Here is a 23395-nt window from a genome sequence, read left to right on the forward strand (position 1 = left end):
GTTTTGCAGCCGCGAGCGTTAGGGCCTTTTGGTGTGGAGCCTTGGGATGAGCCATGATGCGCCGTGCGTATCGGCTTGCAAGCCGGCAGAATTGATTGGAGATGCAACACGGTTGGCGGCGCTGCACAGGACGCAGCTTTTGGATACGCCACCGGAAGAGGGATTTGACCGGCTGGCCGCCATGGCGGCTCGCCTGCTGGGCGTGCCCATCGCGTTTATATCACTGGTGGATGACCGACGTGCCTTTTTAAAAAGTCAGTATGGCCTGCCGGATTTTCTGGCCAGTCACTGGGAACGATCGGCCTATGCGCTGGGTGAATGTATCCTGGCTGAAAGGGTGCCGCTGATTATCGATGCTGCTGCACAGCATCCTGTGGCTGCATCTTTGACGATGCTTCCCACTGGAACAGGTGCCTTTTTAGCCGTGCCGCTCAAGGACAGTGATGGAGAGCTGCTTGGCTATTTTGCTGTTGCCGATCAGTGTTCCCGACTCTGGTGTCCCCGCGATTTGGAGCTTTTGAGCGAGCTGGCCTACTCAGCGACACGTGAAATCAAACTGCGTCTGGCGGTTCAGGAGGTGCGTCAGCATGCCCGGTGCGCCCGTATTGCCGTTCGGGCGCGTGAAGAGCTGCTGGCGGTCGTGGCGCACGATCTGCGAACGCCTTTATCGGTGTTGACCATGGCGTTCAGCCTGTTCGACGGGATCACCTTGAATGAGCGGCAGCGCGAAGTGGTCAGCCATGCACAAAAAGCCAGTGGTCATATGGGCAAGCTGATCGATGAGCTGCTTGAAATCTCTCAGATGGAGCAAAGCCATCTGGAGCTTCGGCTCGCCTTGCTCGATCCGCTCAAGCTCCTGGAAGACGCCGTTGCGATGCTGCAGCCGTTGGCCGAGCGGAGCGGCATACGCTTGCTGACGTCCTGTGAGCAGGAGCTGCCAGTCATCAAGGGGGATTACGAACGCCTGCTGCGCGTCTTTTCCAATCTGGTGAGCAATTCCGTGAAGTTCAGTCAGCCCGGCTCGACGGTCTGGGTATCGGTCGTTCGTGAGGCGCAGGGGGTGCGCTTTACGGTCAGTGACAACGGGCCCGGTATTGCTGAAAGCGATCTGCCATTTATTTTTGATCGCTACTGGCAGGTTAAAAAGCGTGAACACCAGGGGGTTGGCCTGGGGCTGGCAATCGTGAAAACCATTGTCGAGGCGCATGGCGGTACGATCCAGGCCAGCAGTACTTTGGGTGAAGGCAGCGATTTCTGTTTTCATCTACCGCTGGCGTAAAGCCGTCTTAGGAACTACATACTTAAGAAGATCCTGTTCATTGCATTGTCATGCCGGTAGGGAGGCTCTATGCGTGTCCTCACCTTTTGTTGCCTGGCTTTGACCTGGTCGTGCTCGCTCCTGGCCTGGGCCAGCCCTCCACTTCGACTGGTTGGAAACCACTGGGAGCCGTATGTCATGACTTCGCCGGTCGGCCAGGGCCTGGCCGTAGATATCGTCAGGACGGCCCTTGGCCGCTCCGGATACGAGACAACGTTTCGTGAGGAGCCCTGGGAGCGGGTGCTGTATGGCATACAAAATGGCTCCCATGATGTAATTGTCGACATCTGGTACGCGCCCGAGCGAGAGCGCCTGGGGCAGTTTTCCAAACCCTTCCTGGCAAACTGCCTACGCTTTATCGCATTGAAAACGCGCGCGATTACCTTTTCCACGCTGGAGGATTTAAGGCCGTACCGGTTGGCCGTCGTACGGGGATATGCCTATTCGAAAGAGTTCGATCAGGATCGAACCCTGGACAAGATCGCGGTTGCCGATTTCGAGCAGGCTTTAAGAATGCTGTTGGCGGGACGTGTCGATCTGGCAATCGAAGAGGAGCATGTGGCCAGGCGTGTGATTGAGCGCGTGGCCAGTGCTCAATCGTCCCGGCTTCAGTTTCTGGACAAGCCGCTGGCGGAAAAAGGCCTGCATATGTTGGTATCGGAAGATCATCCTGAGCAGGAAAAAATCATTGCTCAGTTTGACGATACGATCGAGCGGATGAAGGCAGATGGTACCTATGCCGACATTTTTGCCCGCTACGACCTGGCGTGGCCGCCAACTCAGCAGGTCAGTGACATAGCGTCATGCCACGCCCGCTGCGCTTTGCCTGATAAAGACGCTGGTCGGCCACGTGAAGTGCCGGCTCCAGCGCCTGGGTCTGCAGGTTGGCAACCCCGGCACTAAAGGACAGCAGGGGGGCGTTAGGCAGGTAATTGAGCCGGGTGCAGAGTTTGCGGAAGATATCCAGGCGTCTGGCCAGCTCCTGTTCGCTTGACTGGCTCACCAGTGCGAATTCCTCTCCGCCCAGGCGGCCAATGATGTCTTGCGGAAAATGTGTTCGCAGGGCATGGGCAAACGCTATCAAGGCGGTGTCGCCACCGGCATGTCCCATCTGATCGTTGATGTTCTTGAAAAAATCAATATCCAGCAGGGCAATACTAATGGGTTGCGACTGGGCTTGCGCCAGGCTGATGTGCAGCTCGGCTTTTTCCTGAAAGGCTCGCCGGTTCAGGAGGTTGGTTAGTGAGTCATAGCGGGCTGCCTGTTGTAACGCCCTTAGCAAGTCGCGTCGCTCGAGCATGGCCATGACACGGCAGTTGAGTTCTTCCGGGCAGAAGGGTTTGCGTAGGAAGTCGTCAGCGCCGTGCTTGATGAAGCGTGCGCTAAGGATGCCCTGTGGATCAGCCGAAACCCCCAGGATCAGCAGGTCGTGCCGTTTGAGCTGCTGACGCAGGCGCTTGACTAGCTCGAAGCCCAACAGGCCGGGCATGTCATGGTCCAGGATCAGCAGGTCGATATCGTTTTGCGCCTGAAGCACCCTGAGCGTCTCGTTCCCATCCGTACTCTGCAGCGGCTGAAACAGCTGTGATGAGAGCACCCGACACATGTAGTGCCGCGAGACGGAGGAGTCCTCTGCAACCAGTATCTTGACGTTCTGATTCTGGACCAGCCGATGCAGGAGTCGCAGCACATAGTCATAGGAGTACTGGCTCTCCTTGATGATGTAGTCGACGACACCCTTGTTGATGAGCTCATCGCGATGACGCTCATCGTAGCGACCGGTCAGGACAATGCAGGGCACCTTGTGGGCAAGGATGACATCCACGACCTCGCCGTTGGGCGAGTCGGGCAGGTTCAGGTCGGCTATGGCAGCAAAGAACTGACCGGGGCTGGTCTCCAGAAGAAGTTCAGCCTCGGCCAGCGATGCGCAGAATACCGGTTCGAACAAGGGCTCCTGTCGAAAGAGGTGCGACAAAAGCTTGAGGACCAGTTGGCTATCTTCTACGACCAGAATATTACGCACGAAATGGATTCCCGAAGTGGTGCTCATCAAGCATGGCATATGTCCAAAAACACGCTTATTTAGTGTTTCTATAGACATGTCATGCTAGGAGAAGTAAACCTAATGACGGCATTGATTATGCCGTTGATCGCATCTGAAGTACCGGTTATCCCGTTTGCGACAGGCGGCTTTCGTGTAATCGCTTTCGTAATAAATTTATCGTAGAGTTCAAACCACTGTGTTTGCTTGGGTCGCTGTTGATCGTGACCTGAGGCGGTAGGTTTCCACGTGGCCCCGTCCTGCTCGATTGGTGTTTCTCCTTGCAACGCAGTCCCTGGCGAATGGTCTGATGGCGCATCGTTCAGGGCAATAAAAGCTTTAATAACAAAACCCGATTTACCAAGGAGCAACATCTTCATGTCGAATCGTCAGAACGGCACCGTCAAGTGGTTCAACGAAACCAAAGGCTATGGCTTCATTACTCCTGAAAGCGGTCCCGACGTTTTCGTTCACTTCCGTGCCATCGAAGGCAATGGTTTTAAGACCCTGGCAGAAGGCCAGCGCGTCAGCTTCGAAGTTGTGCAGGGCCAGAAAGGCATGCAGGCTGAGCACGTTCAGGTGGTCTGACCGCTGAGCGCCGAAGCAAAAAACCCGAGAATGCTCTCGGGTTTTTTATGCCTGCTGAATCATCAGGCCTCTGCGCTCTGCGGGCTCTTTTCCGGCTCCTCGACGCGATGCGAAGGCGCCTTGCGGTCAGGATTGCCCGGAAGCTGCCCGAAAATTGCGGCAGCCAGAATAGAGAGCAGCCCAACGCTGAGGTAGGTGGCATGGAAGGCGGACAGCACATCGGTATCGGCGTAATCATCCTTGAACCCACCCAGCAAGGCAGCGGCGCAGGCGACGCCAAAACTCATCGACAGCTGCATGACCACGGACAGAAGACTGTTGCCGCTACTGGCCTGCTCATCGCGTAGATCGATCAGCGTCACGGTGTTCATGGCGGTGAACTGCATCGAATTGACGGCGCCCAGAAGACCCAGGTGAATCAGCAACAGTGGATAAGGCGTCTCCGTGGTGATCAGGCTCAGGCTGGCGATCATGCAGCCTAGTAAAATGGTGTTTCCGATCAGTAATCGGCGATAGCCCAGGCGGTCGATGATCGGCTTGGCGATGGGCTTGACCAGCATTGCCGACAGCGCAAGCGGAATCATGGTCATACCTGCCTTGGCCGGTGGAAAATTCATGCCCACTTGAAGCAGCAGAGGCGTCAGAAAGGGCAGCGCGCCACTGCCCAGGCGGGCAAACAGATTACCGAATATGCCAACGGCAAAACTGCGGGTGCGGAACAGTTGCGGCGAGAAGAGCGGACGCTCGATACGTAAGGCTCGCAGCCAGTAGGCGATCATGCAGGCGAGGCCGCCCACTAGCAGCAGAACCACCCGGGCATGGGGCATATGAAGCTCGCCCAAACCCTCCAGGGCAACCGATATCAGGATCATTGCCGCGCCAAACAGCAGGAATCCAAACCCGTCGAAGCGCATGGGAATGGGGCTGCGCAGGTCAGGCATCAGTTTTGAGGTGACATAACAGCCCAACAAGCCTACCGGCAGGTTGATCAGAAAGATCCAGTGCCAGGAGGTTGCTTCCACTAGCCAGCCGCCTAGGGTAGGGCCGGTCAGCGGGCCGATCAGACCCGGCACGGTGACGAAGCTGAGTATTCGCACCAGTTCGGTACGAGGATAAGCCCGCAGGATGACGAGCCGCCCGACTGGCAGCATCAGCGAACCACCCAGACCTTGAATGACGCGGGCGGCGATCAACAAGGGGAGCGAGGGAGACAGCGCACATAACAGTGAGCCAAAAGTGAACAAGGCGATGGCGCTGAAAAAGACCCGCCGTGTTCCGAAGCGATCGGCGATCCAGCCTGAGGCCGGAATCAGCAGCGCGACCGTCAGCATGTAGGCGATCACGACGCCCTGCATGCGCAACGGATCTTCATTGAGATCATGTGCCATGCTGGGAAGTGCAGTATTGAGGATCGTGGCGTCGAGCGATTGCATGAAGAATGCAATGGCAACCAGCCAGGGCAAATAGCGAGCGGTACGGGCATCGAGTAGCGAAGCGGACATGAGTGATCGTACTTCCTTTGTGGCCAAAGGGTTGGAACGCAGGACGCCTCAAGCGTTCTGTTCATGTCGCGAAGGGAAATGCCTGAACACCTGGTGGGCCGCCTGACGATGCAGGCGACCCACCAGGGTTGTCAACGGGAGGTGTCGATCTGGCTTACAGGCTTGATGGGACTGATCAACTGCAGTTGCTGACGGTACTCATCCGTGATCTGGCTCGCCTGACTGTTGCTGGTGATCACACGTGGCGTGATCAGAACGATCAGCTCCGTACGGTTCTTGCTGCGCGTGGTGTTGCCAAAGAGCCAATGCAGGCCTGGAATACGCCCCAGGTATGGCACGCTGTTGTCGCTTTCCGCGTCGTTCTGCTGGATCAGGCCGCCTAGCAGGACGGTCTGGCCACTTTGTACAGCGACCTGGGTCGTGACGGCGCGTGTCGAAATCGACGGGTTGCCGTTGCTGTCCGTACGGGTTCCGGTATCACTGCTGACCTGCTGCTGGATATCCATATAGACAAGGCCGCCCGGATTGATACGGGGCACAACATCAAGAATGACACCCGTCTGGATGTACTGAACGCTGTTGAAGGTCAGATCGCTCGTTGTGTTGACCGAGGTCTGGCTGATCGGGATGTTGTCACCCACCTGGATCTGGGCTTCCTGGTTGTTCATGACCACCAGCGAGGGTGCAGAAAGCACACGCGTATTGCCGTTGGTCTCGAGCGCATGCAGTGCAACCTGCAGGTTGTTGCTGACAAACGAGTAGAAGAGGGCATCGGTACTGCCGAGTCCTGCGCCGCCTCGTCCCAGCGCTCCTTGGCTACCGGATGCGTTCACTACACTGTTGGTCACGTTGCCGTTCGAGTCGGTGACAGGTGAATTACCGGCCAGCCGCCCCAGGTACCATTGCACACCCAGGCTCAGGCTGCCGGTCAGGCTGACCTCAAGGATGCGAGTTTCAATCTGGACCTGCATCGGAGGATTGTCCAGGCGGCGAATGGCTGATTGGATCTCGTTCCATTGCGAGGGCCGTGCACGAATCAGGAGCTGGTTGCTGCTCTTCTGCGCAGTGATCCGGACGCCTGTATCGTTATTGCCGTTCTGATTGTTGGTACTGCTTGAGCTGCTGTCTTCACTGTCGTTGTCCGAGCCAGTACCCGTGCCGCTTCCACGAGTGCTACCCAAACCGCCGCCCGTGCCGTTGTTGCCTCCGATACCGCTGTTGCTGTTCAGACCGCCACCAATGCCGTTGCTCAGGCCCTGGCTGCTACCAATGGTGTTGCCGCCCGTACTATTGCCGCCGATACCGTTGCCAAAGCCATTGCTGGTCGACAGGGTGGTGGTACGCAAACCCGGCGCGACCTTGGCTTCCGGCTCTTCATTAACGGCCTCGTTGCTATAGATCTGACGCAGATACCGCGAGAGGTCAGTCGCTTTCATGTTGCGTACGTCGTACACATACATCTGCGGCTCGTTGCCGCCGCCCTTATCAATGGTCTCGATCCACTGACGAACTTCGTTCAGATATTCAGGCTGTGAAGAAATGGCCACCACCGCATTGGTGCGTTCGATCGGTAGGAAGCGGAGCATACCGGCCAGCGGAGTGCCGCTCTGCGGGCCGAACAGGCGATCCAGCTCCGGCATCAGCTCTGCCACACTGGCGCGCTGCAGGCCGAAGACGCCGATAGACATGCCCTTCAACCAGTTCACATCAAAGGTACTGATGGTTCGCTGGTAATTGGCAAGCTCGTCGGGCGTACCAGCCAGCGCGATGACATTGCGCGAGGGGTCCACCAGCAGGAAAGCATTTTCACGGGCAAAGGGCTTGAGCAGCTTCTGCATTTCCGTGGCGGAGATGTAGTCCAGCTGGAACAGGCGGGCAGACAGGCCACTGCCTGGCTCCGGCATCTGTAGCGCCGGCACCATGCGGCCTGCTACGGCTTGGTTGGCTGGTACAACCATGTAGCGATCGCCTTCACGCACCAGGGCGTTATTGGTCCAGGATAGCAACGTCTCCAGGATCGACAGGGCTTCGGTTTTTGCAACAGGCTTGGACGTGGAGAATGTGACCTCGCCCTTTACGTCCTGCGCGATGGTGTAGTTCACCTGAAGCAGATCGCCCAGGATACTGTTGATCACTGCTCTAATCGGCTGGTTGTTGAAGTTGAATACCACACCGCCGTCCGGCGCCGCTGACGGCTTGGCGGCAGGTGTCACTCGACTGTTGATGAAGCGGTTATCACCACGAATGATCTGACTGCGGGCCGGTGTACGGGGGGTATCGCCCGTTTCGGCCGAGCTGGGAACATTGGGCGAGGGCTCTCTTACCAAGGGGCGTTGGCTGCCTGTTCCAGCCAGACCTTCACGCAGCAGGGCATCGTCCTGCTGCGTATCGGTGGCCGGTGAGATACAACCTGCCAGCAAGGTGGCGGTGGCCATGCAGGCCAGGGGGTAACGCAAGGTCACGATTGTAGTGCTCCATAATAGGGGGCGGCCGCGTCGGCCACTGAATCCGGGTTCCGTATCAATCTTCGCTATCGGAGTCGTCATCCTCTTCCGGGGACGTTTCCGTGGTAGAGCTGGGCGCATCGGCGGCTGGGGCCGACACACCGTCAAGAGGTGCCTTTTCGATCACGAGCGGCAAGCTTTGCTGACGGTTACCGGAGACAAATACCGCCTTGTTGGCAGCCACGGACTCCAGCTTCCAGCCGTTGGGCAGTGCCTTGCCCCGGGTAACGCTGAGCGCCTTGCCTGAGTTGTCCTTGAGCAGGGCCAGCTGCAGCGAGTCGGTCAGGATAATGCCGGTCAGCACATAGCCAGTAAGGTAAGTCGGTTGACCCGGCGCGGCCATTTTCTGATCAGACTGGCGGTCCGGACTGAACAAGGGCTGCTGCCAGGTGTTGGCATAGGCATCCAGGGGCGGTGCGTTCGGCAGCTCCGGCGACCTGACGGTTGCAGGCGAGTGCTGTGCTTCAAGGGGAGGCAGCCATTGTACGTTACGGCCAATGCCCAGCGCGAACAGGACCAGAAGCGCGGCCGATAGTCCCGTAATCAGGACGAGCCAGGGAGTGAGGCGACGCTGATCAGCGGCGTTCATGTCGGGTCATCCGAATCCGTGTTTTCGTTATCGTCCATACCGGCTTTACGCTGCATGTAGCCAGTGACAAGCATCTGGACTTCAAGCCTGCCGGCACCACCCTTGGGCGGAGCATCCTCATGACGCTCGACGCGAAGCTCCTCTACGAAAAGGAAAGGGCGCTCGTTTTCAATGTCGTACAGGATGGCTTCCAGCGGCTCGATGGCGCAGCTGAGGTTGAAGCTGACCTTGACCTGGGCATAGGGCTCATCGCCAGGGTTGCCGGCGATGGGCGTGCGGTTGAGCAATTCACAGCCGGCGCCGTCCAGCTTGTGCGACTCGATCAGTTCAGCCGTATGTTGCATCAGGTTGGCTGCTACGGCACTGGGGTCGTCACCGGGCAGCAGGCTGTCACTCCCAGCGTTTCGCTCCTGTGCGGTTTCGAGCTGGCGCTGCAAGGGTTCACGCTGGGCCTGCAGCGCGGCATACCGGCGCTGGGTCTGGCGGAGCTGCTCCATTTCGTCGTTCATGGCCTGCTGGGGCGCGACGAACCACCATTCCAGACAAATCCAGTACAGCACATACAACGCGAACGCCAGAACGGCCAGCGCGGCGATGCGACTTTCACGGGGTGTCAGTGACCGGCGCATTGCTGGCTTCCTCCCGACGCAGGTGGGCGAGCAGGTAGAAGCGCTCTTTCTTGGTGTTTTCGTCTGGCTGGATGACGCCTTGGAACTGCGCACCGGTAAGCGAGTGACAATTCTTCATCTCGCCAATCAAGGCGCCAGCCTTCTGGCTCTGGCCGGCCAGATTGACCTGTCCGTCTCCTTCAACGGACAGCTCCGTCAGCCAGGTGTCTTTGGGCAGGCACTGAGTCAGCTCGCTAAGCATCACGCTCAGCGGTGGAGTACCCGCCTTACGCTCCGTCAGGTAGCGAGTGGCGCCCAGGCCATTCTGTATCTGCTGGCGCAGGCTTTCGATCTCCTGGGCGCCGGCACGAAGCTGGCTGACCTCATGACGCATGGCTTCGAGCGCAACGGCGCGGTTATACAACCAGACCTGCATGGCTGCGAATGTCAAAGCGATAGCCAGGACTGCAAGACCAATGTTCAGCTGACGCCTCGGATTCTTGCGAAGCTGACGGCGTTCGGATGGCAACAGGTTAATACCCAGGCGCCCCCCTTCAGGCTGTTGCACATCGATCTCGTCGGGACGAATGCCCTGCGCCTGCAGGCGCTCCAGTAATGGATCGAGGCGATCCTTCAGTACGGTGGCAACCGTCACACGGAGCGGCTGCTTGGGCTGGCTTGGCCAGCGGCGGACCGCATAATAGACCTGACTGGCCTTAAAAGGGGTATGGCGATCCATCTCGAAGGCGACAGCCGCCATGACGTCCTGGGCTGCGCCAGCAGGTAGATTGATAGTTCTGACCAGCGCCTGCCGAGGCGATAACAGCAGAACGCAGCGTTCTGTACCCAGCGAATCGGCGCTGGTTAATGGATGCTCGCCCTCCGCCGAGTGAAGCCAGGCTTCTTCATTGTCCCAGCGGATGATCTGTTCATGTTCGCTTCGCTCGAACAGGCTGCGTAGGCGAGAGGGCAGGCAGGCCCGAAGTTCGGTAAACCACCAGTTGAAGAAGCGGGGGAATACGGAGGCGTGCCATTGCGCCTGAAAGGCATTCACGGCAGGGCGCAGGCTATTGGGCCATTCCAGTCGAATTGTTTTCATTCTTGCCAGCGCAGCACGCGGTAAGGTTGCATGTTGCTATCCGTTGGGTTGAGTAAAAGGGTCACGTTCAAGGCAGAGCGGAAACCATTGTCCAGTTCAGCCTGGCTATACACACTCAATACCTGCCCTGGATCTTCTCCCTCCAGGGAAATGATGTTCTTCTGGCCCATGGCTTGGCGTATGGGTGGCGCTGCAAAGCTCACAACCGGCTGATCGTACCCGCTCCAGACGGTGATGTAGGGCTCCAGGCGAGTAAACATCGCATTGTCCATGCCGGGGAGTTGAATCAATTCCTCCAAGGTTCGCATGGGCGTCGGATCCGTCCCGTTCTGACGGGCTTGCAAGGCTGCCGCGACTTGCTTCGCTTGTCCAGCCGGAACGCCCAACGCAGTCGCCACTTTGATGAACAAGGCGGATGAGGTGCTGTTAAGATCCAGCTTTCCCAGCTCGCTGCGCACTTGAATGGTCAGGCGCATGCGGTCGAATTCGAGTTGATAGGGGCGGCCATCCGCAACCCAGCGCTGCTCTCGTTGAAGGCCTGTCAGATGCTGGACAGCCAAGGCCAGACCTGCTTCCGCCGCAAGATGCGCCCTGGCATCCTGAAGCTGATGGACGCTCTGTTTGTTTTCCAGGCGTACTGCGGTTACGACGCCGGCCATGACCAGACTGAGCAGTGCCAGTGCCCATAGCGTAATGAGCAGCGCTACCCCGTGCTGCCGCTTCACTGCAGAGATCCCATGCTGTTTGAGTTGCCCAGGTCGAGGCGTACGGCGACCTGTAGAGGTGGCCAGGCAATGGGGCCATCGGCCGTCAGGTCAACCCTGACCCGCTGGGGCAGGTGCTGCGGCCAGGGCCATCGCGGCAGCCAGTCCGTAGGTCGTCCGTTCTGGTCAAGGCCGCTATAGGAAAAGCGCAGGTTTCTGACCTGCCGCAACAAACGCTGGGGATCTCCCCAGGATTCGGTGCGGTTGTTTCCAACAATCTTGGCGAAGTCGACCTGTAGCCATTGGTCTCGGCTGTCACCGGCCAGGCGGAGCGTCTGGATATGAATGCCGCCGCCGAGATGCGAAGGCAACGTTGCGATAAAGCGCATCTCCTGTGGCTCGCCGATAAACACCATTCCCTGCCCGGTGGGGGTGCGCTGGATCGACAGCGGAAGGGCTTGCTGCAGTTCGCGACGTAAAAAATTCTGTGTAGAGCGCAGCTCATCCAGTCGGGCGCTGTACTGCTCGCTGCGAGCCAATGTCCGATTGGCGCTGATGAGGGCAGAGCCGATCAGGGCCAGCAGGATACCCAGCAGGCTGATAGCCAGTAGGACTTCCAGCAAGGTGAAGCCGCGCATTGAGACCTTCATTGCGGGACCTCGGATATACCCTGCAGCCTTAATGTGCTGAAGCGCTCCTGATGCCGGCCCGCCGTCAATGACAAGTCCAGGCGATACAGCTGACTGGTCGTCGCTGTGCCCGCTTTGCTGATATCCAGCTTCCAACGTGTACCGTCAGGCAATGAACCCTGGCTGGAGCCTGGTTTCAGAGGACGATGGACCGTGTCGTCCAGTAGCGAGCGGGCCGTCAAGGCCATCTGGGTCGCTCGGCTGTCCTTCAGCAAGGCATGGGTGGCTTGGCCAATGCCTCCCATCAATACGAAAAAGGTGACGGCGAGCAATGCCACGGCTGCCAGCAATTCCAGCAAGGTAAAGCCACCCTCTGAACGGGGCCTGCGCTGTCCCGTCACGGGTTTACCTCTTGCCATTTGACGGTGCCGGTCAGCCAGGCGATATCGACGCGCCAGGCGCGTCCATCCTTTTCCAGCCTGACATTTCCACCGGTTGAGCTGCCATCTGGAAAGAAGGCGATGGCGGTCCTGCGACCTGTACTCAGGTCAGCCGCTGTGGTTACCCGCATGCGCATGCCCTTGGGCAGCGACTGAGGACGCCGGCCGGGTTGTTGGTATCGCTGGTTGGCAAGATCGAAATTCAGTGTGGTGGTCTGGCCGGTTGTGATGGCCTGGGTGCGTACGGCACGCAGTGCCAGGGTCAGGTCACGACCGGCCTCGCGGGATCGAACACTGTCGAGTCCGCGGGTAACACCAAAGGAGACCAGGGTCAGACCAATGGCGACCAGGATGATGACAACGATCAGCTCAAGAAGTGTAAAGCCGCGCTGCGATGTCCGGCCCTGTAAGCGCATACCGTTCGAGACGGTGCGTAGGGCACGGGTACAGGAGGGCTGGCGCGGCATGACACCCTTTATTCCCAGTTGCCAACGTCGGCGTTGTAGCCTTCGCCGCCTGGCTGTCCGTCCTGACCATAAAAGATCAGGTCAAACGAACCGTGCTGACCGGGCGAGCGATAGCCGAATTCATGGCCGAACGGGTCCTGCAGGTCCGAGGGCTTGGCATAAGGGCCATTCCAGTTACGAGCGTTGGCTGGCTTGGTAGTGAGTTGTTGCAGATTCTTGGGCGGTGCGCCGACATCCAGGGCATAGTTTTCGATCTTCATGCTCAGGCTGGCCAGCTGAGCCTTGCCAGCGCCGTACTTGCCTTTATCGACGTTACCACCGACCTGGCGGACCACAATGGTAGCCACGATACCAAGCAGTACGATAACAGCCAGCATTTCAAGCAGGGTAAAACCGCCGCTGCGGTGGGGGAGGGAGCGCATTTTTCTAGTCATAAACAAGGCTCGTTACGGTTAGATGTTACTGGTGAGGCTCATCAGCGGGAGCATGATGGCCAACATGATGAAGGCCACAAGTACGGCCATGACGATGGTCAGGCTGGGTACCAATGCCGCAAGAAGTCGATCGATACCACGTTTGGCTTCGGCATCAAAGACGTCGGCGACTTTGATCAGCATGGTATCGAGCTGGCCGGATTCTTCGCCGACCTGAATCATTTGCAGTGATAGCTGTGGCAGCAGCTTGCTGGTGCTGAGCGCAGCGGCTAGTGAGCCGCCGTCCTTAACCTGGTCGGCTGCCTGCGAAACGGCGCCCTGCAAGGCATGGTTTGAGCAGACCTGGCGGCCAATCGACAGCGCGGTCAGCAGTGGAACGCCATTAGTCAGCAGGGTGCCGAGTGTTCTGGCCAGCCGCGCGGTCTCCAGCCGCTGTACAAGGGGTCCCATCATCCGAATGCTCAGCATCCGGCGATCCCAGCGGATACGGCGTTCCGGATCACGAAGGCGGGCGCCGGTGAACCAGATGAGCGCAACCAGAACCGCCAGCAGTAATAGGCCATATTGCGAAAGAAACTGGCCCATCCAGAGTACGGACTGTGTCATGAACGGTACAGGAACGCCTAAATCAGCGAAGATCGGCACAAATTGTGGTACGACATACGCCATCAGCAAGGCCAGTGAGCCGAGCACACCAACGACCAGGAAGGCGGGGTAGATCAGGGCGTTGATCACTTCGCCACGCAAGGCCTGCGAGCGCTCGAGGTACTGAGCGAGCTGCGCCAGAGTTTCCTCCAGTGAGCCGCCGGCTTCGCCTGCACGGACCATGCTGATGTAGAGCTGCGAAAATTGTCCGCCTTCTTCGGAGAGCGCGGCGGAAAGCGGCTTGCCGCCCTTGACGCGCTCACGGATACGCTCGATCAGTCGGCGGGATTTATCTTCCGTTGGCTGGCTGAGCAAAATATTCAAGGCGCGATCGAGCGGCTGCCCTGCACCCAAGAGCGTGGCCAGCTGCTGGGTAAACTGGGCAAGCCCGGCCCCGCTTAACGGGTCTCGATTGAACCAGACACGCCAACCCTGCGAGGCATTGCCTTGCGCGGGCGTGACCTGCAGGACCAGAAGTCCACGATCCTGCAACTGGCTGACAGCTTCATCCTGGCCGGCGGCTTCCAGATGGCCGGTAACGGACTCACCGGCCGCATCCAGTGCGCGATAGCGAAACTGGGCCATGCTCAGTCTCCGCTCGTCACACGCAGGACCTCTTCCAAGGTAGTCGTACCTGCCAGCGCCTGGCGCAGCCCGTCTTCGTACAGGGTATACATGCCTTCTGCGCGAGCGGCCTGCTCCAGTGTCGCGGCATCGGCGCGCTGCATGAGCAGGCTGCGGAGCGTATCGCTCATGACCAGCAGTTCGCTGATGGCACTACGACCACGGTAGCCCTCATTGGGCGGCAAGTCGCGACGTGGCCTGTACAGGCGGATCGGGCGTTCATCCGTGTATTTTTCGAGTTCATATTCCCTGATAACTTCCGGAAGCGGCTCATAGGCTTCTGACAACGCTGGATCCAGGCGGCGCACCAGGCGCTGGGCCAGAATGCCATTGATTGTAGAAGCTAGCAGATAGTCTTCCACCCCCATGTCCAAAAGACGCGTGATGCTGCCCGCCGCACTGTTGGTATGCAGTGTCGAAAGCACCAGGTGACCGGTCAGGGAAGACTGAATGGCGATACGGCAGGTTTCCAGGTCGCGCATTTCACCGATCATGATGACATCCGGGTCCTGGCGCACGATGGAGCGCAGGGCGCCGGCGAAATCCAGGCCAATGGACGGCTTTACCTGGATCTGATTGATGCCCTCGATCTGGTATTCGACCGGGTCTTCTACAGTAATGATCTTGCGCTCGGCGGTGTTCAGGCGCGACAGCGCGGTATACAGCGTGGTGGTCTTACCCGAACCAGTAGGGCCGGTAACCAGCAGAATACCGTGGGGTCGCTCCAGCACGCTCAGGAAGTTGTCCAGTGACTTGCCGGCAAAGCCCAGGGTATCAAAATCGAAACTCACCGATTCGCGATCGAGCAGACGCATTACCACCGACTCGCCAAAACTGGTCGGAACAGTGGATACCCGCAGGTCCAGCTCCTTGCCCTGGATACGCAACATGATGCGGCCATCCTGGGGGAGACGGCGCTCGGCAATGTCGAGCTTGGCCATGATCTTGACGCGTGAGATCACCGCTGCCGTTGAGCTGGAAGGCGGCGCTTCGGACTCATGCAGTACGCCATCGATGCGATAACGTACCTTGAGCCGATTTTCAAAAGGCTCAATGTGGATATCCGAGGCGCGGTTTTCTACAGCGCGCTGGATAATCAGATTCACCAGGCGAATCACGGGTGCCTCTGAGGCCAGGTCCTTCAAGTGCTCGATGTCGTCTTCCGAATTGGCCTGGGCGTCGAGGTTTTCCACGATGGTACCCATGGCCGAGCGGCCTTGACCGTAATAACGCTCGATCAGGTTTTCGATGTCGCTGCGAAGTCCTATGGACAGCCGAGCCGCGCGGCCACAGGCGTACTCAAGCGCCTCGATGGCATAACGCTCGGCGGGATTGGCCACCAATAGGTGAATCTGGCCTGTGCTGTCCTGCCCCAACGGCACAATCTGATGCTGCTTTAGAAAGCGTGTGGAAACGTCAAGTGGGTCTTCCAGGATTTCTGGCGCATCGCTTTCCAGAACCAGCGGAACGTCCAGTAGTGAGGCCCACGCATGCGCCATGTCTCGCTCGGATACCATGCCCAGGCGCAACAGCAGATGGCTGAAGCTTTCTCCAGAGGAGGTTTCGTGAAGACGGCGGGCCCGCTCCAGATCGCCAGGCTTGAGCTTTCCCTGGCTGACTAGCCATTCGCATACATCATCGTCACCCGGCTTGTGGGAATCCACAGACGTGAGCGGTGGCTCGCTCATAGGCACCGAGGGCAGCGAAGCGCTCTGGGAAGGGCTGCGTTCAGCCGTGGTCGACGAGGCGGGTTGGAGTAGGTTCATGGTTATAGGCGGTAGCGTAGAAAGCAGTGGGCGTTGGCTAAACGAGAAAACAAAGCCTAACGGATGATAATCGCACCGTTAAATGAACACTTAGTGTACAGATGGACGCTTAATAATACGTGTTTGCTGCTGTAACCTACCGAAATTGGCTGTGAGTCAAATCGCTTTTTAGCTGCAAAGTTACTTCTATTACCTGTTTTTAGCTGAACAAAAGCTGACAAAAGGGCAAGAGGCGCTTCGTCGGTTTTGTCTCAGAAGGGCATGTCAACGGAAGGGGATATTAGCGAGCATCCAAGCCGCTCTGAATAGAACCTGAGCGCTTAGTCAGCCAATGTCGTTGTATTCGCAAGTCTCGAAGCTGGAGCTGCCTGAAAGCGCCTGCCTCATTTAACGGCAGGCGCTTGAGCGCTGAGCAGTGCTTATTTGGTGCTCAGGGCATTCGGGTTGGACACGCCGTCAGGACGACCACCTTTAGTGTCCTGCTCCTGTTTGGCTTTCTGGGCGGCCTTGCTGTTGTGCTCCTGTTGCATCAGGCCATTGGACGTGCCGGATGCTTGAGTGGCAGTGGCTGAGTCTTCAGCCGCCAGGGCGCATCCTGTTACGGCAAAACCTGCTACCAGGCATAGGCTGGAAATAAACTTTTTCATTACGCTCTCACTCTTCGGATAAATATCTGCCTGAGTTAGGTAGATATATTTAGCTAATTTCTTCTGAAAGAAAAAATCAACTCTAAATTTTCGATTCTTGACTAAGTTCTAATCGATAGATTAAAGCCGAGAGTTTGGCCAGACATCGTTTAACGGTAAAAGTTCAAGTTAAATTAGAGAAATGGTTTGCTACTTGCTAAACCGTTTCATTTGACAATTTTTCGTCTTTTTTGCCTTAATCTTTTCGGGTTTTTCGCGCGTTTACGCGATTTTCTGTTGCCATCATTTTGCTACCTTTTGTTCTCGTTTGCTCCCATAACAAAAAAATCTCAACTTGTACAAATAACTTTAATTGATTGTATTGAGGTTATTTGTCGCAGGACGCGGGACGCTGTTAAGTCAGTAAAACTTGATATTCGGCAATATCGAAGTGACTCGTTTTTATTAACTTAAAAGCAGGACTTAATTAATAATGGGAAATATAAAGCTACAGGGAGCTGTGCTTACGGCTTTGGCTCTGGCAGTTGGTCAAGCATATGCGGTAACCCAGGCAAACCCTGCCCAGGTTGAAAAGAAGGTCGAGAACACGCTGGGACAGATGTCCCTTTCCGAGAAGCTTTCACTGATTGGCGGAACGGGCCCCTGGGATGTCAAGGGGCTGGATAAATTTGGTCTGCCCCAGATTCATGGTGCGGATGGCGGTGTGGGTATCCGCTACACCAGTCAGGACAACAACCAGGGTATCGTTTACCCGGCGGGTCCCAACCTTGCTGCTACCTGGAACGTCGAACGCGCCAAGTCCTTCGGTGAAGCACTGGGTTACGATACGCGTGCCGGTGGCTACCAGTTCGTAACGGGTCCGGGTGCCAACCTGTACCGCTCGCCCTATAGCGGCCGTGCATTCGAATACCTTTCCGGCGAAGATCCCTATTTGGGCGCGGTGATGGCGCCTGCGGTCATCAACGGTATTCAATCCCAGGGCGTCTGGGCCAACGCCAAGCATTTTGTCGCGAACGATCAGGAAACCAACCGCTTTACACTGGACGAGCGGATCGGCGAGCGTACCTTGCGCGAAATGTACCTGCCCGCCTTCGAGTCGGCTGCCAAGAACGGCAACGTTGCGATGATGATGTGCGCGTTCCAGTTGATCAATGGCGTTTACAGCTGTGAGCACCAGCATCTGATCACCGGCGTGCTCAAGAAGGAATGGGGCTGGAAAGGTCTCATGCAGAGCGACTACAACGCCGTCGTTCATGGCTATCTGGCGGCTGATGCCGGTACCGATCTGGACATGATGGGCTATCAGATGAATAGCACCATCCTGACGCCCTATATCCAGGCAGGAAAGCTCTCGACCGAGACCATCAATGACAAGGTTCGCCGTATCCTGCGTCAGATTTATGCGTACCGCTTCGACCAGGCCATTCCTGCCGCGTCCAAGGACATGGACAGTGCCAGCAGCCAGCAGGCAGCCCTGGAAGGTGCTCGTGAAGGTATCGTTCTGCTGAAGAACAAGGATCACTTGTTGCCGCTGTCCAGCGACAAGGTCAAGTCCATTGCGGTCATTGGCAACTTGGCCAAGTACGCGCCGCCTACCGGTTTCGGTAGTGCCAATGTCGATGCACGCAATTTCGTCAGTGAGTTGAGTGGCCTGAAGCAAGTGGCTGGTAACGCCAAGGTCGACTTCATCGACTCGCTGTCCCTGGACCCAAATGCGGCCGAATGGACGACCACCGATGCCTCCGGCAATACCGAAAAAGGTTTGAAGGCTGAGTTCTTCAATAATGCCAACTGGTCCGGTACTCCTTCTGACACCCGTATCGATCAGCATGTGAACCTGGACTGGGCCAATGGCAACAAGACCACAACAGTGGACTATGTTTCCAATACCACCAACGGCGCGAACTATCCCGTTACCGGCGACGATCAGAATACGTCCGTTCGCTGGAGCGGATCGGTAACGCCGACCATCTCCGGCGAGCAGATCTTCAAGGTTCGTGCGGATGGCGCTGTGCGTCTGTATGTGAATGGTCAAAAGATCATCGACAATGGCGATGGCAACCCACTGCCCAACAACAGCATTCCGCCGACCATTCCGGTATACGGCAAGGTCAATCTGGAAGCGGGCAAGTCCTACGACATCAAGCTCGAGTACTCCCGCCGCAAGGGTTATATCTCAACCATGGGTGGCATGGTGGGCGTGCAGATGAGCTGGGCCTCGCTGGCCGCTCCGCAGGACCTCTCCAAGTACGATGCGGTTGTCATGGCTGTGGGTAACAGCAATGAGTATGAAGGCGAAGGTTTCGACCACGGCTTTGATCTGCCTGAGTACCAGAGCCAGTTGATCCAGAACGTTGCCAAGGTCAACCCGAAAACTGTGGTTGTTATGCATGGCGGCACCGGTCTGAACATGACCGACTGGATAGACCAGGTCGATGGCGCATTGCATGCCTTCTATCCAGGTCAATACGGTGGCCAGGCACTGGCGGAGATCCTGTACGGAGTAGTCAACCCGTCTGCGAAAATGCCGTTCAGCATTGAGAAGAAACTGCAGGATAACCCCGTCTATGCCGGTTTCCCCGAGTTCGACAACACCGGCAAGATTACCCGTATGGCCTACAGCGAAGGTCTGTACGTAGGCTACCGTGGCTACGAGATGAGCGGTATCAAGCCGCTGTATCCGTTTGGTTATGGCCTGTCCTACACCAGCTTCAAGTATTCCAACATCAAGGTAACGCCCAAGGTGGTAGTGGGTAACGCGCCTATCAAGGTGTCCTTCGATGTGACCAACACGGGGCAGCGCGCGGGTGCTGAAGTCGCTCAGCTCTATATTGGTCAGAACAAGCCGCAGGTGGCGCGTCCGGTCAAGGAGCTCAAGGGTTTTGGCAAGGTGTTCCTGAATCCGGGTGAGACCAAGCGTGTCACGTTGCAGCTCAACGACCGTTCGTTGGCCTACTTCAATGAAGCCACCAACAACTGGGTTGTGGATGCTGATACGTTCAAGATCTCGGTGGGTGCGGCATCCAACGATATCCGCCTGACGTCCAGCCTGACCAACCCGTATCGCCAGGAATTGTCCAATTCGACCAGCAACCCGCTGTCGAAGGCCGACATCAAGGCGGTAACGGTCAAGGCCGCCAAGCAGTAAACCTGCCCGGGCGCGGATTTCGATCCGTGCCTGTGTACGGTTTCTCCCGATGCGCCAGGATTATTCCTGGCGCATTTCTTTTTGCAGCGCTTCGATCCGCCGATCTTTCTCGGCCCATAATGCGCCGACCCATTGCTGGACCTGCTCACGAAAAACGGGATCATTCTGGTAGTCCCCCTCACACAGTGAAGGCTCCAGAGGAAGAGTGCGGATATCTACAATGACGCGCTTGACTTGGCCACTGAGCAAAGCCCAGAAGCCGGGCGGTTTTCCTTCGGGATAGAGAATCGTGACATCCAGAATGGCATCGAGCTGCTTACCCAGTGAAGCTAGTACAAAGGCAATTCCACCTGCCTTGGGTTTGAGTAGATGATGGTAGGGTGATTGCTGCTGGGCATGTTTGGCTGGCGTGAACCGCGTGCCCTCCAGGTAATTCACGACCGTAACGGGCTGATCGCGAAATTTCTCGCAGGCCCTACGCGTGATTTCCAGGTCGATCCCTTTGAGTTCCGGGCGCTTTTCCAGCGTGGCCTTCGAATAGCGCTTCATGAACGGGTAGTCGAGTGCCCAGAATGCCAGTCCAAGGAAGGGGACCCAGATCAGCTCCTTCTTCAGGAAGAATTTGAAGTAGGGCGACCGACGATTGAAGGTTTGCACGAGAGCTGGAATATCGACCCAGGATTGGTGGTTGGAGATGATCAGGTAAGAGCGGTCCTTACGCAGGTTCTCGGCACCGCGTATGTCCCAGACTGTAGGGGTGCAGAGCGCGAAGATGACCTTGTCGATTTCTGCCCAGGTCTCGGCGATGGTCATGACCCCGCGCGAGCAGGCGTCGCGCCACGGCTTGTAAGTGCAGAGCAGCTTGAGCAGCGCAACCAGCATCAAGGGGCCAATCAAAATGAGGGTATTGATCAAGAGCAAAATGCCGCTAGTCAGTCCGACGATCAGATGACGCATGAAGTCTCCCTGAGTACTATTCTTTTCGTTAGCGCCATAAACATTCTGAGCCTCTACCGGGCCGCTTAGGCAGCAATGGCGTCTATGGATTATCTAGGACACTGATAACGGCTGTAATTGTTCATTATGCTTAAGCGTATTCCCGTTTCGCAGGCCCGTCTGGGCATGTATGTGAGCGAATTTTGCGCACCATGGGTGGATCATCCCTTCTGGAAGGGGCACTTCGTCATTCGCTCGCCGAATGAGTTGCAGCGTATTCTGGACAGCGACATCGACGGGTTGTGGATCGATGTTAGCAAAGGGGCTGATGTAGATCCGGCTCATGTTGGGTGCTCCCTGGAGGCGCATGGGGCCGGGGTTGCCGTTCAGGTCGAGATGGCTGAAGAAATAAAGCGGGCCAAGGTGCTCTGCGATAGCGCCAAGACAGCCGTCAAAGGCATGTTGGAAGATGCACGCATGGGGCAGGTCGTCGAGATGGGCGATGCTGCCAGTCTGGTCGAGGAAATCTCCAATTCGGTGCTGCGCCATCCCAATGCTTTGATCAGCCTGGCGCGACTCAAGACCTCGGATGAATATACCTATCTGCATTCGGTGGCCGTGTCGGCGCTGATGATTGCCGTTACTCGAACGCTTGGCCTGGGTGAGACGGCCGCACGGCAGGCGGGTCTGGCCGGTTTGCTCCATGATGTCGGCAAGATGACGATGCCGCTGGAGGTGCTCAACAAGCCGGGCAAGCTGACGGATGAAGAGTTCATCATCATGCAGGGTCATCCGAAGGCCGGGGAGCGCATTCTCACAGCGTGGCAAGCTGATGAGACAGCCATCGATGTCTGCCTGCATCATCATGAGAAATACGATGGCAGTGGTTATCCGGATAAGCTGTCTGGTGAGCAGATCAGCCTGATGTCCCGCATCGCCACGGTATGTGATGTGTATGACGCGGTAACGTCGGATCGCCCTTACAAAAGAGGCTGGGACCCGGCCGAGTCCGTCAAACGGATGGCTGAATGGAAAGGGCACTTCGATCCGCATGTCTTTCAGGCATTTGTCAAAGCGGTCGGCATTTACCCGGTCGGCTCGCTGGTAAAGCTGGAAAGCGAGCGCCTTGCGGTGGTGGTGGAGCAGAACCCCAAGTCACTGCTGACACCGACCGTAAAGGTCTTTTATGACGCAAGGCACAAGAAGCCGATCGGGCATGAAGTGATCGATTTGCCACGCCTGAAAGGCTACGACCGCATCATTGGACGTGAGTCGCCCGAGGCTTGGGGATTCGATAATCTCAGTACGTTGTGGACATAGCGGCCCTGGCGCGGGAGACTTCTGTCCGTGATCCTGCCGGAGTGATTGAGTGAAACGTTTTTTATCCCTGCTGGGCCTTTTGAGCCTGCCTGTGCTAGCGACGGCCGAGCCGACGCTCTACGGCCGCTACGAGACATTCCGTCTACCTGAGCTGGGTGTATCCTTGCCGGCCAAGATGGATACCGGGGCCTGGACCGCCTCGCTGTCGGCCAAGGACATCAAGACGTTCGAGCGTGACGGAGACCAGTGGGTCAGCTTCCGTCTGGCGACGGAGAAGGCGGATGACACGGTATTCGAGCACCGTCTGGCGCGAATCAGCAAGATCAAAAGCCGCTCGGATGAGGGCGATGAAGACGGTGAGGATGATACGCCGTCCAGTGCACAACGCCCGGTCATCGAGATGGAAGTCTGTGTAGGCGATGTGTCCCGTACCATCGAGGTCAATCTGACGGACCGCAGTCACTTTCGCTATCCGCTGCTGATTGGAGCCAAGGCCTTGCGCAAGCTGGATGCCGCGGTTGATCCCAGGGAAAAATACGTGTCCGGATCGCCTCGCTGCTAAGGCTAGGAGGCGCCAGCCAAGACTGGCGCCTGGAAACGATTAGCGTGCCTCGGGGCGGGTTGCCTGCATCGAGGGACGCTGATCCGCCTCGGTGTACCAGGCCGCCAGCTTGGGATACTCACCGCGCCAGTGCCAGTTGGATACACGCAGGTCCAGATAGCCCAGCAGGCAGGCCAGTCCAATGCAGGCCATATCGAAGTGGCCTTCAAGCTCGGGCAATGCTGTCTGTTCAAAGTAATCCAGCGAACGGGCAATCTTCTCATGCTGGTTATCCAGCCATAGCTTCCACTGCATGCCCGGTGGCCGCATGAACGTCTCGTAGCGGATCTGTACGGCCGATTCGGTCATGGCATCGGCCAGGGAGGCCAGTGTCATTCGCCGCCAGCGCTCGGGACCCTGCCGAGGAATCATGGGGGTGTGCTGATGCAGCGTATCCAGGTAATCCAGAATGACGCGGCTGTCATGCAGGGTAGTGCCATCTTCCAGGCGCAGCGCCGGAATCTTGCCTGACGGGTTGGCATCGATGACATCACGATTGGGATTGAGGGGCGTCTGCTGGACGATCTCCAGCTCAACCTGCTCGATCAGGTCGGTCTCGTGCAGCATCACGACGACCTTGCGGCCGAACGGGGATGCGGGGGTGTGATAGAGGATCATCGACATCACGCACTCTCTTCATCAAAGCTTAACAAAAGCTGAACTGTGATCGTCCGCGATGCATGGGTTGTTATGCAAGCCTTATGCATGCTCAATGCTACTAGTGTCGAATCATCAGGTCCCTTTCTGATGGACAAAAGCCGGCCTGGCACCGGCTTTGTCACAAC

The 23395-nt window shown here is 57.4% G+C and carries 23 protein-coding genes; 6 read left to right on the top strand and 17 right to left on the bottom strand.

Features of this window, described 5'->3' with window-relative positions:
- Nucleotides 1-46: 46 nt before the first annotated feature.
- Together JQR86_RS01315 and JQR86_RS01320 are read left to right on the top strand one after the other, a co-directional pair.
- Complete coding sequence (locus tag JQR86_RS01315; protein WP_434154179.1) at nt 47-1279, top strand: sensor histidine kinase; 1233 nt, start codon at nt 47-49, stop codon at nt 1277-1279.
- Between the two features lie 69 nt (nt 1280-1348).
- Nucleotides 1349-2221 carry a substrate-binding periplasmic protein gene (locus JQR86_RS01320; protein ID WP_407362495.1) on the top strand — a complete coding sequence of 291 codons (873 nt, stop codon included), beginning with the start codon at nt 1349-1351 and terminating at the stop codon, nt 2219-2221.
- Here JQR86_RS01320 and JQR86_RS01325 read toward each other — a convergent pair.
- Nucleotides 2106-3341, bottom strand: a complete 1236-nt coding sequence (locus tag JQR86_RS01325; protein WP_312271220.1) for a diguanylate cyclase domain-containing protein — start codon at nt 3339-3341, stop codon at nt 2106-2108. The two genes, JQR86_RS01320 and JQR86_RS01325, sit on opposite strands and share 116 nt — an antisense overlap.
- Nucleotides 3342-3409: 68 nt before the next feature.
- On the bottom strand, nt 3410-3739 hold the full coding sequence (locus JQR86_RS01330) for a hypothetical protein (RefSeq protein WP_150348516.1): 330 nt from the start codon (nt 3737-3739) through the stop codon (nt 3410-3412).
- Here JQR86_RS01330 and JQR86_RS01335 point away from each other — a divergent pair.
- On the top strand, nt 3738-3947 hold the full coding sequence (locus JQR86_RS01335) for a cold-shock protein (RefSeq protein WP_010796083.1): 210 nt from the start codon (nt 3738-3740) through the stop codon (nt 3945-3947). The two genes, JQR86_RS01330 and JQR86_RS01335, sit on opposite strands and share 2 nt — an antisense overlap.
- Nucleotides 3948-4009: 62 nt before the next feature.
- Here JQR86_RS01335 and mdtD read toward each other — a convergent pair whose 3' ends face one another.
- The 13 genes from mdtD to JQR86_RS01400 all read right to left on the bottom strand — a co-directional run bounded on the left by mdtD (nt 4010) and on the right by JQR86_RS01400 (nt 16605).
- A complete protein-coding gene (gene mdtD, locus JQR86_RS01340) occupies nt 4010-5449 on the bottom strand; it encodes a multidrug transporter subunit MdtD (RefSeq protein ID WP_074827043.1) in 1440 nt (479 codons plus the stop codon).
- Between the two features lie 131 nt (nt 5450-5580).
- Nucleotides 5581-7884 carry a type II secretion system secretin GspD gene (gspD, locus tag JQR86_RS01345; RefSeq protein ID WP_407363417.1) on the bottom strand — a complete coding sequence of 768 codons (2304 nt, stop codon included), beginning with the start codon at nt 7882-7884 and terminating at the stop codon, nt 5581-5583.
- Nucleotides 7885-7969: 85 nt separating this feature from the next.
- Nucleotides 7970-8542: a hypothetical protein gene (locus tag JQR86_RS01350; RefSeq protein WP_434154180.1), complete on the bottom strand. Its 573-nt coding sequence runs from the start codon at nt 8540-8542 to the stop codon at nt 7970-7972.
- A complete protein-coding gene (gene gspM, locus JQR86_RS01355; protein WP_150348519.1) occupies nt 8539-9171 on the bottom strand; it encodes a type II secretion system protein GspM in 633 nt (210 codons plus the stop codon). The genes JQR86_RS01350 and gspM overlap by 4 nt, the downstream gene beginning before the upstream one ends.
- Entirely contained in the window at nt 9146-10249 is a 1104-nt protein-coding gene (locus tag JQR86_RS01360) for a PilN domain-containing protein (protein WP_084339928.1), read from the bottom strand. The genes gspM and JQR86_RS01360 overlap by 26 nt, the downstream gene beginning before the upstream one ends.
- Entirely contained in the window at nt 10246-10974 is a 729-nt protein-coding gene (locus JQR86_RS01365; protein WP_010796077.1) for a type II secretion system protein GspK, read from the bottom strand. The genes JQR86_RS01360 and JQR86_RS01365 overlap by 4 nt, the downstream gene beginning before the upstream one ends.
- Nucleotides 10971-11591 carry a prepilin-type N-terminal cleavage/methylation domain-containing protein gene (locus JQR86_RS01370; RefSeq protein WP_407362492.1) on the bottom strand — a complete coding sequence of 207 codons (621 nt, stop codon included), beginning with the start codon at nt 11589-11591 and terminating at the stop codon, nt 10971-10973. The genes JQR86_RS01365 and JQR86_RS01370 overlap by 4 nt, the downstream gene beginning before the upstream one ends.
- Nucleotides 11592-11599: 8 nt before the next feature.
- Nucleotides 11600-11983 (bottom strand): prepilin-type N-terminal cleavage/methylation domain-containing protein, encoded by a 384-nt coding sequence (locus JQR86_RS01375; protein WP_019367340.1) that lies wholly within the window; start codon nt 11981-11983, stop codon nt 11600-11602.
- A complete protein-coding gene (locus tag JQR86_RS01380) occupies nt 11980-12489 on the bottom strand; it encodes a GspH/FimT family pseudopilin (protein WP_010796074.1) in 510 nt (169 codons plus the stop codon). Before JQR86_RS01380 ends, JQR86_RS01375 begins: the two co-directional genes overlap by 4 nt.
- 8 nt (nt 12490-12497) lie before the next feature.
- Nucleotides 12498-12923 (bottom strand): type II secretion system major pseudopilin GspG, encoded by a 426-nt coding sequence (gene gspG, locus JQR86_RS01385; RefSeq protein ID WP_010796073.1) that lies wholly within the window; start codon nt 12921-12923, stop codon nt 12498-12500.
- Between the two features lie 18 nt (nt 12924-12941).
- Nucleotides 12942-14153 carry a type II secretion system inner membrane protein GspF gene (gspF, locus tag JQR86_RS01390; protein ID WP_286788987.1) on the bottom strand — a complete coding sequence of 404 codons (1212 nt, stop codon included), beginning with the start codon at nt 14151-14153 and terminating at the stop codon, nt 12942-12944.
- 2 nt (nt 14154-14155) lie between these two features.
- Entirely contained in the window at nt 14156-15880 is a 1725-nt protein-coding gene (gspE, locus tag JQR86_RS01395) for a type II secretion system ATPase GspE (protein ID WP_404627869.1), read from the bottom strand.
- A gap of 497 nt (nt 15881-16377) precedes the next feature.
- Entirely contained in the window at nt 16378-16605 is a 228-nt protein-coding gene (locus JQR86_RS01400; protein WP_019367344.1) for a hypothetical protein, read from the bottom strand.
- Nucleotides 16606-17077: 472 nt separating this feature from the next.
- On the opposite strand from JQR86_RS01400, the gene JQR86_RS01405 reads away from it, so the two are divergent.
- A complete protein-coding gene (locus tag JQR86_RS01405; RefSeq protein WP_407362491.1) occupies nt 17078-19753 on the top strand; it encodes a beta-glucosidase in 2676 nt (891 codons plus the stop codon).
- A 60-nt stretch (nt 19754-19813) separates the two neighbouring features.
- On the opposite strand, the gene JQR86_RS01410 is transcribed toward JQR86_RS01405, so the two are convergent.
- Nucleotides 19814-20710 (bottom strand): acyltransferase, encoded by an 897-nt coding sequence (locus JQR86_RS01410; protein WP_434154181.1) that lies wholly within the window; start codon nt 20708-20710, stop codon nt 19814-19816.
- A 126-nt stretch (nt 20711-20836) separates the two neighbouring features.
- Here JQR86_RS01410 and JQR86_RS01415 point away from each other — a divergent pair, with 126 nt between their 5' ends.
- Complete coding sequence (locus JQR86_RS01415; RefSeq protein ID WP_434154182.1) at nt 20837-22009, top strand: HD-GYP domain-containing protein; 1173 nt, start codon at nt 20837-20839, stop codon at nt 22007-22009.
- Nucleotides 22010-22058: 49 nt separating this feature from the next.
- A complete protein-coding gene (locus JQR86_RS01420; RefSeq protein WP_010796066.1) occupies nt 22059-22571 on the top strand; it encodes an ATP-dependent zinc protease family protein in 513 nt (170 codons plus the stop codon).
- Between the two features lie 39 nt (nt 22572-22610).
- Here the strand turns inward: JQR86_RS01420 and JQR86_RS01425 are convergent, their stop codons facing one another.
- Complete coding sequence (locus tag JQR86_RS01425; RefSeq protein ID WP_019365482.1) at nt 22611-23234, bottom strand: glutathione S-transferase; 624 nt, start codon at nt 23232-23234, stop codon at nt 22611-22613.
- Between the last annotated feature and the right edge of the window lie 161 nt (nt 23235-23395).

The organism is Pseudomonas sp. JZ134, assembly GCF_051027695.1.
GTDB lineage: Bacteria > Pseudomonadota > Gammaproteobacteria > Pseudomonadales > Pseudomonadaceae > Chryseomonas > Chryseomonas luteola.

Excerpts from the sequence above, each read along its gene's own strand:
- JQR86_RS01400 (WP_019367344.1), bottom strand. The coding sequence starts at position 16,605 with ATGAAAAAGTTTATTTCCAGCCTATGCCTGGTAGCAGGTTTTGCCGTA.
- JQR86_RS01315 (WP_434154179.1), top strand. The coding sequence starts at position 47 with ATGAGCCATGATGCGCCGTGCGTATCGGCTTGCAAGCCGGCAGAATTG.
- JQR86_RS01405 (WP_407362491.1), top strand. The coding sequence starts at position 17,078 with ATGGGAAATATAAAGCTACAGGGAGCTGTGCTTACGGCTTTGGCTCTG.
- JQR86_RS01410 (WP_434154181.1), bottom strand. The coding sequence starts at position 20,710 with ATGCGTCATCTGATCGTCGGACTGACTAGCGGCATTTTGCTCTTGATC.
- gspD (WP_407363417.1), bottom strand. The coding sequence starts at position 7,884 with ATGGCCACCGCCACCTTGCTGGCAGGTTGTATCTCACCGGCCACCGAT.
- gspF (WP_286788987.1), bottom strand. The coding sequence starts at position 14,153 with ATGGCCCAGTTTCGCTATCGCGCACTGGATGCGGCCGGTGAGTCCGTT.
- JQR86_RS01415 (WP_434154182.1), top strand. The coding sequence starts at position 20,837 with ATGCTTAAGCGTATTCCCGTTTCGCAGGCCCGTCTGGGCATGTATGTG.
- JQR86_RS01380 (WP_010796074.1), bottom strand. The coding sequence starts at position 12,489 with ATGCCGCGCCAGCCCTCCTGTACCCGTGCCCTACGCACCGTCTCGAAC.
- gspM (WP_150348519.1), bottom strand. The coding sequence starts at position 9,171 with ATGCGCCGGTCACTGACACCCCGTGAAAGTCGCATCGCCGCGCTGGCC.
- mdtD (WP_074827043.1), bottom strand. The coding sequence starts at position 5,449 with ATGTCCGCTTCGCTACTCGATGCCCGTACCGCTCGCTATTTGCCCTGG.
- JQR86_RS01360 (WP_084339928.1), bottom strand. The coding sequence starts at position 10,249 with ATGAAAACAATTCGACTGGAATGGCCCAATAGCCTGCGCCCTGCCGTG.
- JQR86_RS01320 (WP_407362495.1), top strand. The coding sequence starts at position 1,349 with ATGCGTGTCCTCACCTTTTGTTGCCTGGCTTTGACCTGGTCGTGCTCG.
- JQR86_RS01370 (WP_407362492.1), bottom strand. The coding sequence starts at position 11,591 with ATGCGCGGCTTCACCTTGCTGGAAGTCCTACTGGCTATCAGCCTGCTG.
- gspE (WP_404627869.1), bottom strand. The coding sequence starts at position 15,880 with ATGAGCGAGCCACCGCTCACGTCTGTGGATTCCCACAAGCCGGGTGAC.
- JQR86_RS01350 (WP_434154180.1), bottom strand. The coding sequence starts at position 8,542 with ATGAACGCCGCTGATCAGCGTCGCCTCACTCCCTGGCTCGTCCTGATT.
- JQR86_RS01425 (WP_019365482.1), bottom strand. The coding sequence starts at position 23,234 with ATGTCGATGATCCTCTATCACACCCCCGCATCCCCGTTCGGCCGCAAG.
- JQR86_RS01335 (WP_010796083.1), top strand. The coding sequence starts at position 3,738 with ATGTCGAATCGTCAGAACGGCACCGTCAAGTGGTTCAACGAAACCAAA.
- gspG (WP_010796073.1), bottom strand. The coding sequence starts at position 12,923 with ATGACTAGAAAAATGCGCTCCCTCCCCCACCGCAGCGGCGGTTTTACC.
- JQR86_RS01330 (WP_150348516.1), bottom strand. The coding sequence starts at position 3,739 with ATGAAGATGTTGCTCCTTGGTAAATCGGGTTTTGTTATTAAAGCTTTT.